Here is a 16,309-nt window from a genome sequence, read left to right on the forward strand (position 1 = left end):
AGTCGACCCCGCAAGCCCGGCCGTACCCGTCGCACCCGTCGGTCCAGTTGCCCCTGCTCCAGGACCTGTCGGTCCCTGTATTCCTTGCGCTCCTTGTGCTCCTTGTGCTCCTTGAGGCCCTTGAGGTCCTTGAAGTCCCTGAGATCCCTGAGGTCCCTGAGGTCCCTGAGGTCCTGGTGCTCCTTGCGCTCCCGTCGCGCCTGTCGCTCCACCAGCAATTAATAAATAATCTGACGAACTACCTGGTGTTCCTTTGGGTCCAGCAACAGTAGCTATATAAGTGCTGCCATTAAAGGTTACTACTTGACCCGCTGGATAAGAAGGACTTTGTGCGGGATTGAAGACTACAATACCTTGCAGTCCTGCACCAGTAGATCCTTGAGGACCCTGGAGTCCTTGAGGACCTTGAGGACCTTGGAGTCCCTGAGGACCCTGTGGCCCCGTCGCACCCTTAATAGGTAAGCCAAGTGCTTGTGAAATAGAAGCCTGAATATGTCTGATTTGAATGACCAACTGATCTTTGCAATGAGCGTCAATCTTCGTAGCGAGAATAAAAGATAATAACTCGGCTAACAGCTGTTGAAGATTGGTGCCAACGCTTACGACTGAGAAGGGACTGACTTCAGTAGAAACAATGGTTATTTCTACTACAGAAAGAAGCTCCGTTCTAAAAGGGCTGCATATCTTAGCGTCATGCAAGAATTCCATGAGTTCTCTTAACACTCTTTGAAGATTCGTAATATGAAGTGTTGTGGGATTCGTAAGCGCGGGAGGTACCACTGCAGAGAGCTCAGTGACTATTTTTAATAGAGCGGCACACTCCCTTTTTCTAATAGGACTGCTTATTCTTCCTTGCTTGTTTAGGATAGCGTCACCTTTAAAGGGTCTATGATTATGTTCCGACATGTTACTGTATCTCCTCCTTGAGCTTCTCCTCTTCATTCCTTTAAAAATTGGGAACCTGCCCAATCAGCATATTCAGAGAAATGGAAGTTGTTACAGTAATCGCTCTGGAAGTCGATACACATGAACCTACATCAAAAAGGCAAGCCACTGCTAATATGGTAGCTGCCTTTTTGATAGAGTAGTTAATTAACATCGATCTTCATAAGAGCGATTCTTTTATATTGAAGGGCAATTACGAGAAACGTTGGCGGAATTCCCGTGGAGTGGTTCCTTCAATACGGACGAAGCTGGAGCTGAAATAAGGCGCTTGATTGAAGCCAACCTCCTCGGCGATCCGGGCAATCGTGTAACTGGTCTGCATCAGCAACAGCTTACTCTGCTGAATTCGGTAGTGCAGCAGGTAATCCATTGGTGCACAGCCATATTCCTTTTTCATGCAACGAGCAATATATACAGGATGAAAGTTCAGGTTCTCCCCTAGCTGCTGTGCTGTGATACGCTCACGGAAATGACTGCGCAAATAGGAGGCAGCTTGCTCTGCACATATTTTGGAGGGAGAGGGACGCTCATGGCGCATAGAGGTAGATAATTGCTGGAGAACCTCTTGAAATAGCAACTGCTGCTGAAATGGAGTATCGCTCAAATGGGAATTAGGCGCTAGTTGATTCAGCTGCGAGAGCAGTTCTTCCATCTTGGACGGTTGTAGCAGAGAAGTATATTGGGGCAGTTGTAAGGTAAAGGTGCGTATATTAAATTCGTCTGAATGAAGAGGATGCTCCACTTTGGTATGTTCTGTCTCTGGTGTTGAAGCTGTAGCCTCGGAAATATTCCAATCGCCCACTGTCTGAAAATGCAGCCAATAATAAGAGGTGTGTTCCTTGCAACTATCCGTACTGAAATGATGGCTATCTGGACGAAGAAGCAGTGCCTGACCTGCGCCTACCTGAAAGGTGAGACCTCCTTCATTCATATATAGGCAGCCCTGCTTGACTACAAGCAAGTCAAATACCTCTATATTGTGGCGGCTCATGTGGTAATGCCCTGGTGAGAAGGTGTGCAATCCACTTACGATATAATAGAGCATTGGCGGGACGGTGAAATTAATAATGTTCATGGAGAGATCTCCTTTTATGAGGTTGAAATAATGAAATTATTGGTTTGAAATCTGTACCATCACCAAAAGTATATCATCTATAATTTAGTCTGACCTAAAGAAACAATATGCTGTTTCTTAGGCCCAGTATGCATGTTTGGTTTAAGGGGAGGTTTATTTAGTGAAAAAAGAAAGACAGGGCTTTGGACTATGGGTATTGGCTTGGCCTATATTTATAGAGGTGTTTCTACAGACCCTGCTAGGTACGGTGGATACACTCATGGTCAGCCGTATTTCAGACGATGCAGTCGCCGTAGTCGGCATTTCCAATCAATTGTTCGGTGCGTTGACCACACTTTTTACCACCTTTGCGGGCGGGGCTGGAATCCTGATCGCGCAAAGAATGGGTTCAAAACGTTTCAGCGAAGCACGTACGATTGCAATTATGGGCGTATCGGTTAGTCTCATTCTTGGTATTGTCGTGAGTATCATCCTGTTCTTCTATGCGGGTCCAATAGCGGGGATTCTAAATATTTCGCCTGAGCTATTATCACTGTCCAATATTTATATCTCGTATGTCGGTGGCGGTCTATTTTTGGTGGGGATGATTGCTTCCCTTGGAACAGCGATTCGTAATACAGGGAACACCAGAGGTCCAATGTACACAGGGGTCATCATAAATGTCATTCACATTATTCTGAACTATACCTTTATATTCGGGATGTTCGGTCTGCCACAGCTAGGGCTTGCGGGAATCGCAATCTCAAGTATTATCAGTAGACTGGTCGGAGTGATCATGCTGTATACCATGTTTAGAGGTTCCTTCGAGATTAAGATTAGACTTAGGGATTTCCGTATATTCAACGGCAAGCTATTCAAGGAAATTATAAAGATTGCTTGGCCACTTGGAATTAATTCTTCCTGCTGGGTGTTCTCGCAGTTGATTGTCTATTCCTTTCTAGCCGCACTGGGGGCAGAAGCGTTAGCCGCACGGACTTATCTCAATACCTTAGAATCCTTTTGCTTCACGTTAGGTTATGCAATCGCTCTAGCTGGACAGATACAGATCGCGCATTTGTTCGGGGCAGGGAAGCTGAAGGAGGCTTATCGTAGTGCATATCGCACGCTGTATATCGGCTTGGCTATTGTATCAGCGAACATGTTACTGCTATTTCTTTTCGGCAGGAATCTACTAGGTTATTTCACTTCCGACCCGCGGATTATTGCGATTGGGATTTCTCTACTGGCTCTAAATCTCCTACTGCAGCCTTGCAAAATGCTGAACATGGGTATGGGTAATGCGCTGAACGCCATCGGTGATACCCGTTATACGATGTATACTTCTATCGTGTCTATGTCCATTATTGGAGTTGGTTGTTCCTATTGGTTTGGAATCAGCTTAGGCTGGGGGCTCACAGGGATCTACTGCTGTATGATTGCTGATGAGTTTGTGCGGGGGATGCTTGTTCTAATGCGCTGGAGAGGTAGGAAAGTTCTCCGTCAGGCGGATATTTTAAAAAGCGAAGAGAATGCATCTATTCACAGAGGGAGTAAAAGAAGGGCCTCTCTTAGCATTTAAGGAATGAATAGAATACAGAAAGCGATTTGCCTGTGGTTTTTTGGAGAAAGAGGTGATCTTATGAGTAGAACTTATTACTTTGAGATAACCTCTTTTTTCTGAGAATATATAGGATTAATTTATATTAAGTTTGATTCAAAGGGATAAATGAGTTAGCCTTTAGAGCATGGGTAGCTGTTTTAGGAATACATACTATTGAAGGGTTTGAGAAAAATGCCGTTAAAATGGAGAGGCTTGACGATCCTAGTACTGCTCTTAATGATGATATTAATATCGGGATGTTCTAATGGTACAGTTCACGTCACGGTGAATAAGAATAAAAGCGTAGATTTAGCAATGAATGTGAAATTGGATTCCCGAACAGAGGCATTGATCAGCGATAAAATGGAGAAGAGTCTGACAGATAAATTGAAGGAGGATGGGATTCAGCTAGAAAAACGACAAGAAGGTAAGTCTACAGTATATGAAATCCAGAAAAATTACGCTTCATTTGAGGATATAGGTTCAACCTCTATGGGGTTGGATATTGTGGATCTACAGCTCGTTACTAAAAAGAATTTGTTATATACCACGTATGATGTTGAGGCACAGCCTCAATTTAATAGCTATATGGATACCATTATGGATAACATGGGAACATTGAGTTTATCGAAGCCGATTATTCGGGCGGTGCTGAAAAACTTGGCATTTGATTTTAAGCTAACGTTGCCAATAGATCTAATTGGTGAAAATAATGCAGCCGTTGATGAAGGCAGAACACTTACCTGGAATGTTACCCTGGGGGATACGGAGCCGATCAAAATGCAGGTTTATGTGCCAAATGTATGGAATATTGTGATCGTGTTAATTATTCTAGTGGTGGTGATCATTGCTGCGATTCTATTTTTCGTCAGAAAAAGAAAACACCGCAAAGTAAATCGTGCTTAAGTGAGTCGAGATACGTAATGATAGTGCCGGTAAGCCATGCTGCTTTACCGGCTTTCTTTACTTTATAGCAGGTGTAGAGTTATAATTAGTACCAAGTACTAATATCAGATACTAATTGAAGAGGTGATTGGAATAACAGGTGCAAAAATTACAGCTATCGGAACTTATGTCCCGGCTAAAAGATTGACGAATGCCGATCTTGAGCAGATGGTGGATACTAATAATGAGTGGATTGTTCAGCGGACTGGAATTCGTGAACGCAGAATTAGTCGAGAGGATGAATACACAAGTGATTTATGTGTAGCTGCAGTACAGGACCTAATGAAACGTTATGGAAAAAGCGTTCAGGATGTCGACATGGTCTTGGTAGCTACTAGTACACCTGATTTTTCCTTTCCCTCTGTAGCTTCTTTGATTCAAGACCGTTTAAATATTCCACAGACTGCTGGAGCTATAGATTTGAGCGCAGCCTGTGCAGGTTTTGTATATGGGCTTCATACGGCTCATAGCTATGTCGCTTCAGGGATGCACCGTAAGGTTCTAGTGATTGGTGCGGATACGATCTCCAAGATTACCGATTACACTGATCGCAGTACATGTATTCTTTTTGGTGATGGAGCTGGGGCAGTGCTTGTGGAGAGTGATAAGGAATCGACGGGATTTTTAGGCTTTCAGCTAGCTACTGATGGCAGCGGGGGGAATCATGTGTATCGCACAGGTCTAGCCCATACGGTTAACAATATTGAACTGGTAGACACACAAATGCTTGTACAGAACGGGCGCGAGGTGTTTCGCTGGGCGGTTAGAACCGTCCCTCTCGGTGTACAGCAGTTGCTTGAAAAAGCAGCAGTGGGTCTGGAACAAGTCGACTGGTTTATTCCACACAGTGCGAATATGCGGATGATTGAGCCGATTTGCGAGCGATTGAACTATCCGATGGAGCAAGTGCTGCATAGTCTTGTGAATTTTGGCAATACTTCTGCCGCTACAATTCCTTTAGCTCTTGATTTGGGGATACGTGAGGGCAAAGTAAAGAATGGGCAAAAGATTCTAATGTATGGCTTTGGCGCGGGATTGACCCAGGCGGGTCAACTGGTAGAGCTGAGCTTAGATGAGCGGGTAGGGGAGCCAACTTCATTGTGAGTTGTTCAGGTAAACATAAAGTATAGAAGATTGTAAACATGCGACCGTTTCTCGGTATTTTTCCGAGGAATGGTCGTTTTTGTTTCATTACTAAAAGTATTTTTGGGCATGTGTTATGCATGTATTTGGCTACTGTTATGATCATATTGGTCTGATAGTATGCAGATGTTATTCATTTGATAGGCAACTTTTGGGATTGATTTAGGCGTTTTGACCCATATCACAGTCTTTGGATGCATCTTTTGAATTTTACAGATATTTAATGTTATGCAAATAATCCATACCTACAATATACACAGCAGACCCCAGGCTACCAAATAATAGTATGGGATGTACTTTGAATCGGATGAAGAAAGGAGGCGTTATCGAATATATCCGGGATAGGGTAGCTAGCTCTTCTGTCGATGGTGAGTTCTCATGTTATTCAAAACTATAAAATAATGCTTGGGAGAGATGATTTTGTTCAGAAAAGGTAGGAAATTTGTTGCATTATTACTGGCACTCACAGTGATTTGTTCCACAATGCCGAATATCACCCCTGTGTTTGCAGCTGAAGAATCTGAGATTCTATCTGTAGATCAACCAAAGACTTCTGTACCCACCGGCCGATATGAAGAAGCGCAGACGATCCACCTTACAACTGCAACGCAGAATGCTGACGTTTACTATACACTCGACGGCACGCTTCCGGATATTAATAGTTTGAAATATAACGGGCCGATCCTAATTTCCAAAACAACAAATTTGTCAGCCATTGCGATCAAAAATGGCGTGGCAAGTAAGGGAGTAACCTTCTCTTATATCATCAAGACCAAAGAAAAGCCCTTGCTCCAGTTTGTAGCGATGTCAGACGTACATGTAGGCTCACATGCTTCAGCGGATGCCCGTTATACCCAATTCTTTGATACGATAGGGTCGATTTTCCCGAACCCGGATGCAATACTCGTCGTTGGCGATATGATTAATGATAATGGGAATGATAAGCCCAATGATCATGTGATGGTTCGAGAAATTTTTGAGCAAAATTTAGCTAGAAAGCAGTGGAATAACACCCAAATCCGGATGGCTATAGGCAACCACGATTCCACCGTTGCTAAAGTCAACGAACATTATCCTGCGGACTGGTTCACAAGCCAGCCGAATGGCTACTATGAATCTGAAATCGGTGGCTATCATTTCATATTTTTAAACGGGAACAATTACAACTCAGATACAGGTCAGCGTAATTGGCTAAAGGGTAGACTTGCAGAACTCACAGCTGATCCGAAGAATCAGAATACCCCCATCTTCGTGAATGTACACCAGCCTATATCGAATACGGTAATGGATGGGCAGCAGGCATCGAATCCTAATCTTTATTCCGATCTCAAAGACTATCCTCAAGTAATTACCTTCTCAGGACACTCCCATCTGAATATTAGTGATGATCGCTCCATTTACCAGAAGGATTTCACTTCAGTTAACCTTGGCTCCATGTCTTACATTGAATCCGATCGCGGGTACTCCCAAGTGACTAAGAAGGGACTTGAAGGACGTTTTGAATTTCCGGTCAGTCAGGCCGACTTCGTTGAGGTGTATGCGGATCGGGTTGAAGTGGATCGGATTGCACTTAACGCAGATCCTGGAGATATCTACACTGACGGCAAATGGACGGCTGAGCCGCAGCCTCCATTCAACAGTGCGGGTACAGTTGCTGGAGACAAGTGGGTCATTCAGCTAAAAGGCTCGACGAATGAAGCGATTAAGAGCAATTTCAAGTACACTACGGCTAACCGTAATAAGGTTGCTCCTGTATTCAATAGTGAACTCGACATAACGAATCAGGATACGGTACCTTTACTTTTCTTTAAGCAAGCGAAAGATGATCAATCTATGCATCATTATGAAATCAATGTCATCGATAAAAGGTCTGGAGTCAGCAGCAAATCTGTAAATGTATTCTCTGACTATTATTTTTCCCCGATTCCGAATGCAATGAATATTCCACTCGAAGGACTTGCGCCTCAAACTTCATACATTGTTCAAGTGACAGCTGTGGATGCCTACGGGAATCGCTCTGCAACGCTAGAGCAATCGTTCACAGCCGGCAATGAAGGACCTGAACTGACGCCAATTGATCCATCGACCATGTGGAAGGATCTAGTTGTCGATATGAAATTGGATGGTAACCTATCCGATGAAGCTAAAGACGTGACAGGGCTAGCAAGTCTAGCAGGCAATGTAACGTATGTCGATGGTAAAGCCAATAAAGCTGCGCTCATTGCAGCGGGTAATAGTAATTATATTGATTTGGGCAAGCGTGATGATTTGAAATTCGGAGCAGGAAGCTTCACCGTGTCTTTCTGGCACAAAGGCAATCTTTCCGGGGATCAGACTATCCTTTCCAATAAAAACTGGAATAGTGGCAGTAACCTAGGCTGGTATATTGGACCTGCCTCCACCAATGGTATGACCTTAAATATTAGTGATGGAACGAAAAGAGCGGATATTACAGCATCAAGTGTAGGAATGGAGTGGCATCTCTTTACCATTACAGCAGACAGAACAAACAACTTAGCAAAAGTTTATGTAGATGGGACGGAGAAGGCATCGGGGAGTATTGCCTCGCTTGGTACTCAAAGTGTAGATACAACCTTTAACACGCTGATTGGTGTGGATGGCAACAAAGGAAATGGCGGAGCAACGATTACCATAGATGATCTGAGAATTTGGAAGAGATCTCTCACAGCCACGGAAAACAAAGCATTGTCGGATTCCTATAAGGGTGTTCAGCTTTTTACCTTTGAACAGCTCACTACATTAATTCATGACGCTGCATCCTTTCAACAGAACAGCGATAAAGTCAGTGGTGTATCTTACCCGAAAGACCAGCTGGGCGAGCTTGCAAGCCAACTTCAGAAAGCCAGACAACTGACGGCAAGTAATAGCCCAACCGAAATTGACCTTGCTTATGTCGGGCTTCAGTGGGTCTATAAAAAAATACAACAGGCAGCAATATATTCCTTTATTCCTAAGAACGCATTCACTATCGACTCCTTTAGTTCTTATGCGGACAATGAAAATGCCAATGCTGCGAACATCCTTGATAACGATACGGCTACGATTTGGCATTCCAAATGGCAGGAGCCTGTCGCTTCATTTCCACATTGGGTGATTATCGACATGAAGGGTAGTAAGAACTTAACTGGTATTGGGCGCACTAGCCGCTTAAGTCAGACGGCTCTGGAATTTCCAAAGGATTTTGAACTCTACGCCTCGGATCAATTATCGGATTTGACCGATCCGGTGTACCTGAGTAATCCGGCGAATAAAGCGAGCGGCACATTCCAGAAAACCTGGAAAGGCACGAGCTATCAAGATTTCAATAGGCTGGATAAAGCGATACAAGGCAGATATGTGAAATTTGTTGTCACGAGCACCTATAACCCAACCGCTTTATTCACCAGTATGAGTGAAATCGATTTTACCGGTAGCTCAGTATTCTCTGCGGACACACTTCTACAGATGTCCTTCGAGAATAATTTGGAGGATCAATCTGTAAATGCTATACCGGTAACACCGGTTAAAGATCCACAGTTCGTGAAAGGTCGCGTCGGACAAGCCTTGAGTATCGATTCCAAGAGTTCAGCGCTGCAATATGTTGATCTTGGCAAACCAACAAGTCTGCAATTCGGCAAGGACAAGAACTTCTCGTTCGCATTTTGGGTTAAATCACCTTCTGTCTCAGGAGACCCTGCGATTCTATCCAATAAGAATTGGGATTCTGGTGCAAATGTAGGTTATGCCTTAGCGCTGAAGGGAAGTGCACTTCAATGGAACTTCAATACATCCGGCGAATCGCGTGCAGATGCCCAAATTCCAAATGTTGTAGATGGTACTTGGCATCATATCGCCATATCGCATGATCGTGCTTCAGGAAAAGTTGATTTTTATAAAGATGGTGTTCCTGTAAATGTGACCAAAGTTAATGGCTCGAACTATCAGGGGATCGCAAGTACCATGACGATTGCAGGTCGAAAGGGTACGCTGGATACAGGATTGTCAACCATGATCGGAAATGATGGTACAGGCAATTACAGCAATGCGCTGCAAGTACAGCTTGATGAGCTTCATATGTATGGAAGAGCATTAACCGCTCATGAAGTTTCTAATATGTATAACAGTGCTCCGCCGCTTGCTTCCATTGAGGATTTTTCAGGTTCATTAAATCTGATCGGAGCTAAGCATACGATTCAAGGTACGCAATTTCGGTATAACCTAGATCTGCGTACACCTGATATGACGACTAAAGTGGACAAAGCTGTCGTTGAGATAGCCTATGATCCAGCACAATTCGAATTTGTCAGCGCATCTCGCGCAACGAAGACAGACACTTCGACCCTTGGTATCGTTAGACTAGAACTGCCAGGGGGTAATGTCTATAACATCGAGAATCCGCTGGAGTATGCGAAATCCAGAATTTCGGAGCTTAAATTCAATACGCTTGGTGCTTCCGGCCAAGGTATCATCGAAGTAAAGCATGCAGATTTCTATACCGGATCAACAAAACTAACGATTAAGGCATTTGAATCGGTGCCTGCCGTTATTCAGATCCATGCCAAAGCTTCCGAAGATCTTAATGAAGATGGTTATGTTACGATAGGTGACCTTGCACTTGCGAAAGGCATTTCGGATAAAGAGTTAACAGATATTGCAGCCGAGGTCCAATACCAGCCCTATAAACGTGTAGTAGTTATCGGGATTGATGGTGGAGGTGTATCCGTCTCAAAAGATGCTCCTTATTGGGAGACACCTAGCTCCAAGAAAGAAAAGGTAGGCGATCGTCTGCAAATTCCAGCCATTCGCAATATTATCGAGCATGGAGCCATTAGCTATACGGCCAAAACCACGTTACCATCCAGCTCGTCTCCAAACTGGGGCTCGATGATTAATGGTGTCGGTTATGAGAAGCATGGTCTATATAATGACGATACCGCAGCCTACACGTACAGTGAATCATGGGACTACCCAACGGTATTCAAAAAAATAAGAGAGGCATTACCTGCTACGAAACAAACGGTGTTCTCTACATGGAGCAACATTGTTCAGGGGCATATTGAACCTTCTGTTGGTGTTGAAGGCTATTCCTTGGGGGATGAAGAGGATGTAGCGGCATTCACGCAATACGCAGCTAGCGGCAAAGCGAAAGATACCTCGTTAATTTTCTTCCAATTGGATGATATGGATGGGGCTGGCCACGGTGAAGGGTTCTATACGAAGGCGTACTATGAACAACTAAAGAAGACGGACAAGAATGTCCAGACTATTTATGATGCTTTGAAGAACAATGATTTGCTGGAAGACACGCTTATCCTCATGCTGCCTGACCATGGTGGGGGCAAAGAGAATGCAGACGGAACTTTGGGTATGGCAACAAGTCACGGGCAAGATGAGCCCCTTGCCACCACAATCTTCTTCGCAGCGAATGGTAGAACGGTAGCCACCGAAGCAGGAAAGGAAAAATTATTGCAAGGTGGGAATACAAGAGACTTGGCTGCAACGGTGCTAACTGCACTTGGCTTGAATCCGGCCATTGGAGATTCTCATGTCATTGACGGTATGTTCATACCGCAGACCGAGCAGAAACAATCGGGTGCTGCAGATTTACAATTCACGAAAGTAGTGGATGCTGCTACACAACAGCTCAAAGGTTATGAAGTATCGATCAACAATGCTATTTCAGATGTGACAGCCATCGATTTGAACATAGACGCTAGTACCCTTAACTTCTCATCGATTGAACCGGCTCAACCAGGTGTTAAGATGGTTCGTAAAGAGACGGTTAATGGAGCGACAAGAATCATTCTAACGTCAACAAATGGCATTCAAGCAAATGCTCCTATTGTTAAGCTATTAGTAACACCGCAAGAAAAGGCTACTGCTGTACAAATTACGCAAGCGATGATTGCAGATGCGAAAGGGCATGAAACGATGCCGAATTTGACCACTGCAACTAAAGAAGTACAGATCTCTCAGGCAACACTAGTAGATCTTCAGATAAACGGTCAATCGTTGATGGGCTTCACACCGGATCAAATGAATTATTCGGTTCGTGTACCTAATAATGTTTCGGTCGCAGAGGTTACTTATAAGGTGGCAGATCCTTTGCTAAGTGTTCATGTCATGGGTGGTAAATCTCTGCAAGTAGGCGAGAATCTTGTGGAAGTGCATGTTCAAGCTCCAGACGGCAGCTCGAATATGTATACGATTATCGTCATCCGTGAGTCAGAATCCTTACCTAACCAAATTCTGCTGTCCGATCTACGAATGAATGGGGAAACTCTGCCAGCTTTTGCACCTAGTACGTTGAACTATAACGTAACGGTTCCCTATAGTACGTCGGTAACGGATATTACCTATACGGCATACGATCCGACTAGCGTAGTTAAGATTACAGGTAGTGGAGATTTACATGTCGGCACTAATATGATCACCGTAACTGTGACAGCTCAAGATGGAACCAAACAGATTTACACAATTACTGTTATGCGCGAAAATGATACGTCGACAACACCACCAACGGGTGGGGGGAACCCAGGATCAAGCGTTACGCCGCCAGTGGTGGTGAAGCCGGAGCTGCCCGCAGGGGCGGTTGTTATCCCAGATGAACTCTTAACGAAGAGTGCTGAAGGAAACATCATCTTACAGCTTCAAGGAGATAAGAATCAAGTAATGATTCCGATCGATCAACTTGATCAGATCGGCAATAGGGATCTAGAGATACAAGTGAATGGGGTTCGTGCCATTATGTCCTCCAAAGTATTGAACGAGCTTCGTAAGCTTCTGCCATCAACTGCGAAGACAGCAACAATACTTTTGAAGATGGAAGCTATTCAATCAAATCAACTAACAATAACTCCACCGTATTCACGGGTTGGTGAAATCATGGACTTCTCATTAATCATGTCAGATGAGTCTGGTAATAAATATTCACTGAAGCAATTCCCTATACCCGTGAAGATAACACTACCGATTCTGAATGGAACCAATCCAGCTCTAGCTGGTATTTACCGTATTGAGGACAATGGGAACTTTACCTATCTAGGTGGGACGATGAATCCGTCCAAAACCAGTCTTACCGTAGATTTGAATCATTTCAGCCAATACGTAGTTCTTTCGTTCCAAAGCAGCTATCGAGATGTACCTGAAAGTCACTGGGCATACAAGACCATTCAGGAACTATCTGCTAAACAAATTATGAAGGGACAATCTGACTCTATGTTTAACCCATCGGGTTCCATCACAAGAGCGGAATATGCAGCTCTCCTCAGCAGAGCGCTTTCCTTAACTGCGAGTCGTCCGACTTCATTCCAAGATGTAGACGCTGGATCGTGGTATGAAGAGGCGGTCAATGCAACCTTTGAAGCAGGTATTATTCAAGGCGTATCCGAGGATCGTTTTGACCCGAATCAACAGATTACCCGCGAGGAAATGGCAGCTATGCTGGTAAGAGCCTATGCATATCGTACGGGCGTTAAGCCGGAAGTAAGTTCATTCCATGCGACTAAGGACAGCTCTAAAGTTAGTTCTTGGGCGGTAACCTATGTACAAGGTGCGCTAGAAGCTAAGCTTCTGTCGGGTCATCAGGATGGTAACTTCCTTCCGCAATCGATGACAACCCGTGCCGAGGCAGCTCAGAGTATTTCAAATCTACTTGCGAAATTCTAAAATGAAATGGTAAGCTCCCTAAATGAAAAATCCCCTCAAGTTAGACAATGCCTTAGACCTCTTATCGAGGTCTGAGGCGTTGTAAACCTTGAGGGGATTTATTCGTGTTATACCCTAAGATTTCAATTGGCTTCCGCAGGACTCGCGCACAACAAGTACTGGCTCCACAACAAAAGAACCGCCACCTGACTGATTGTTAATCAAGTCATAGAGCATATGGGCAGCGAGGATGCCAAGTCGTTGTTTGTTCTGACGGATGGTAGACAGTCTTGGTGTAGTATATTTGCAGGCTTCGATGTCATCGCAGCCGATGATGGCGATATCCTCAGGGACACGGAGGTCATGTTCTTTTAATGCACGGATGGCTCCTAAAGCCAGCAAATCAGAGGCAGCAAAAATGGCCTTTGGTAAACTGCCGCTTTGAATTAATTGTTGCATAGCCGTATATCCGCTGGACTCAAAGAAATCGTCGCCATGTACAAACCAACGCCGGTTCAAAGGGAGACCGAAACTTTCGATAGCTTTGGTATATCCTGCTTCCCGTAGATTGGATATTTCTGAATCCGCAGCACTTCCTATAAAACCAAGCTCCCTATAACCAAGGAGGTAAAAATGCTCCACGACCTTAGAGGATATTTGGAAGTTATCTGACATAACAAAGCCTGACTTCTTCCCTTTTAGTTCGAGATCTACCCCGATACAAGGGATACTGCTCATGTCCAGATCGTGGATCGTTGGCTCCATCTTCTGTCCAGATATAATGACACAGCCATCCACATTAAAATGAACAGCGCGCGCGAAGTAATCTCCGCTGCTAATAAATTTTTCGTTTGAAAAGAAGATGAGATCGTATCCCAGTACACCCATTTGTTTCTTGAAGGAATTTAATACCTCGACGAAAAAAGGGTGCGTAAATTCTACATTAAGCTCACCTGCAAAAATCACACCGATCAGATTTGATTTTTTGGTTGCAAGTGTCTTGGCGGAGTTGGATGGTGAATATCCAGTTTGCTCGATGATCTCCAGGACTCTTTTCTTGGTCTTTTCCGAAACATCGCTGTAATTATTCATAATTTTCGAAACGGTCGAGACAGAAACGCCTGCCATTTCGGCAATCATTTTGATATTCATATGTAATTTAAGCCACCCTCCGCTTAATAGTTGGAATATGGGGGAAAGACTGTGGTAGAGCGGTTATTTATGAGTTTTTTTGAATGGAGTGAAGAGTAAAACAGTTATTTTAAGTCTATTCTTATTGCCGAAACAAGTCAAACGGATATTTTAATCCTGAGATATATTCCGAAAAAAATAATGTAAAAAAATTCAAAATTATATCTTTACAAATATGGAAATCTAAGCAACAATAACATTGTCGAAACCGATTTCGATTCTTCGCTTGAATTACGAATATTACGAAATTCGAGGAGTGATGTTTAGGATGAAGAGGAATTTCACGGCAGCAATAGCTGCTATGCTCCTTGTCACCGGGCTGCTATCACCGGTTGGGAGCATGAATGCTTCAGCGGCAGAGCCATTAAAGGGAAACTCACCTGATTCAGCGGTAACGAAAGTGGAAAATGAAACAATCGATGTATTGAAAGCGTTTACGGATGTATCTCCAAGCCATTGGGCTGCAGGTCCATTACAGCGTTGGAGCGCAAATGGGATTATAAGTGGATATGACGACGGATCGTTTCAACCGGGCAAGGAAGTCACAAAGGCAGAGTTCGCGGCAATTATGAATCGTATATTTAATTATCAGGAGCAATCGGATAAGCTTCCAGCGGATGTGCTGGCTACAGACTGGTATAAGAGTGATATTGCCAAAGGGATTGCAGCTGGATATTTGAGCATTGATAAGAATAACAATATTTATCCTTCACATGCGCTTTCGCGTGCTGAGGCAGCGTTATCCTTGGAGAAAGTGTTTCGTTTCAATACGGACAAAAGTAGCACAGCAGGATTCACTGATTTGAACGGAATCAGTGATGAAACTGCGAAAGCGATAGCAGCCCTATCGAGTGCTGGCTTTATTAAAGGTTATCCTGGAGGTTTGTTTAAGCCTGAGGGCGGAATTACACGTGCAGAGCTTGCTCAGCTTGCTGATCGAATGGTTTCGGGACTCATCTTAAAATCTGGAGAGACTTCGCTTGGAACAGTAAAGGGCAATGTAATCATTAATCATGCCGATGTGGTTCTTAAAGATACTGTCATCCAAGGCAATCTTTATTTAACGGAGGGGATTGCCGAAGGAAATGCGAAGCTTGAAGGTGTTAAGGTAACAGGGACTACGTTTGTACGAGGTGGCGGTGAGCAAAGTATTGGCTTACACAATACTTCTATTGGGCCGCTTCAAGTAGCCAAACCTAACGGCAAGGTTCGAATTTATGCCAGCGGGTCAACAACTGTGGATACTGTGCAGCTGCAATCCGGGGCTATCTTGGAAGAGAGCAGCGATCTTACGGGAGCAGGCTTTGGGGATATTGAGATGAACGTCGTTCCTCATAATATCTCACTTCGAGGGATATTTGGAGCGGTTCGCTCGGCAGACTCAGTAGTCAGCGGCTCTTTGCTAAGAATCTCAGGAACTATTGCCAGTCTTACGGTGGGCAGCCCAACTCAATTGACTCTGGAGAATAATGCATATGTGTCTGCGTTAATCCTGACTGCAAGTGCCGGAGGCACAGTGATTCAAGGCAGCGGAAGCGTAACCTCAATAGATAACAAAGCCGATGGAGTAACGATTGGCGGCTCACCAGTACAAAAAGGAAACACTGGGAAAACGACATTACCAGTAGCAACTTCTGCTCCAAGCAATTCTGGTAATGTAGGTCCAACAGTGACGCCAACCGAAACACCTGAAGCAACAGCTACAGCAACTACTACACCAACCGAAACGCCAACGGCGACATCGACACCAACGGCGACATCGACACCAACGGCAACGCCTACAG

General features: G+C 44.2%; 8 protein-coding genes. 5 read left to right on the forward strand and 3 right to left on the reverse strand.

Annotated features, from left to right (window positions below; all coding sequences use genetic code 11):
* A partial coding sequence (locus tag CA598_RS33395; RefSeq protein ID WP_179283787.1) for a collagen-like repeat preface domain-containing protein occupies positions 1 to 906 on the reverse strand: 906 nt, incomplete at its 3' end.
* Between the two features lie 232 nt (positions 907 to 1,138).
* Positions 1,139 to 2,020, reverse strand: coding sequence for a helix-turn-helix transcriptional regulator (locus tag CA598_RS28540; RefSeq protein WP_094878665.1), 882 nt, complete (start codon positions 2,018 to 2,020; stop codon positions 1,139 to 1,141).
* Between the two features lie 160 nt (positions 2,021 to 2,180).
* On the opposite strand from CA598_RS28540, the gene CA598_RS28545 reads away from it, so the two are divergent.
* From CA598_RS28545 to CA598_RS28560, 4 genes are all read left to right on the forward strand, one after another.
* Positions 2,181 to 3,578: an MATE family efflux transporter gene (locus CA598_RS28545; RefSeq protein WP_094878666.1), complete on the forward strand. Its 1,398-nt coding sequence runs from the start codon at positions 2,181 to 2,183 to the stop codon at positions 3,576 to 3,578.
* A 213-nt stretch (positions 3,579 to 3,791) separates the two neighbouring features.
* Positions 3,792 to 4,505: a DUF3153 domain-containing protein gene (locus CA598_RS28550; RefSeq protein WP_094878667.1), complete on the forward strand. Its 714-nt coding sequence runs from the start codon at positions 3,792 to 3,794 to the stop codon at positions 4,503 to 4,505.
* 132 nt (positions 4,506 to 4,637) lie between these two features.
* Complete coding sequence (locus CA598_RS28555) at positions 4,638 to 5,648, forward strand: ketoacyl-ACP synthase III (protein WP_094878669.1); 1,011 nt, start codon at positions 4,638 to 4,640, stop codon at positions 5,646 to 5,648.
* A 459-nt stretch (positions 5,649 to 6,107) separates the two neighbouring features.
* Positions 6,108 to 13,355, forward strand: coding sequence for an S-layer homology domain-containing protein (locus CA598_RS28560; RefSeq protein WP_179283788.1), 7,248 nt, complete (start codon positions 6,108 to 6,110; stop codon positions 13,353 to 13,355).
* A 114-nt stretch (positions 13,356 to 13,469) separates the two neighbouring features.
* On the opposite strand, the gene CA598_RS28565 is transcribed toward CA598_RS28560, so the two are convergent.
* Positions 13,470 to 14,486 (reverse strand): LacI family DNA-binding transcriptional regulator, encoded by a 1,017-nt coding sequence (locus CA598_RS28565; RefSeq protein WP_094873942.1) that lies wholly within the window; start codon positions 14,484 to 14,486, stop codon positions 13,470 to 13,472.
* Positions 14,487 to 14,793: 307 nt separating this feature from the next.
* Here CA598_RS28565 and CA598_RS28570 point away from each other — a divergent pair.
* The coding region (locus CA598_RS28570) for an S-layer homology domain-containing protein (RefSeq protein ID WP_179283789.1) at positions 14,794 to 16,309 on the forward strand (1,516 nt) is incomplete at its 3' end.

The sequence above is a fragment of the Paenibacillus sp. VTT E-133291 genome (genome assembly GCF_002264395.1).
Classification (GTDB): domain Bacteria; phylum Bacillota; class Bacilli; order Paenibacillales; family Paenibacillaceae; genus Paenibacillus_AQ; species Paenibacillus_AQ nitricinens.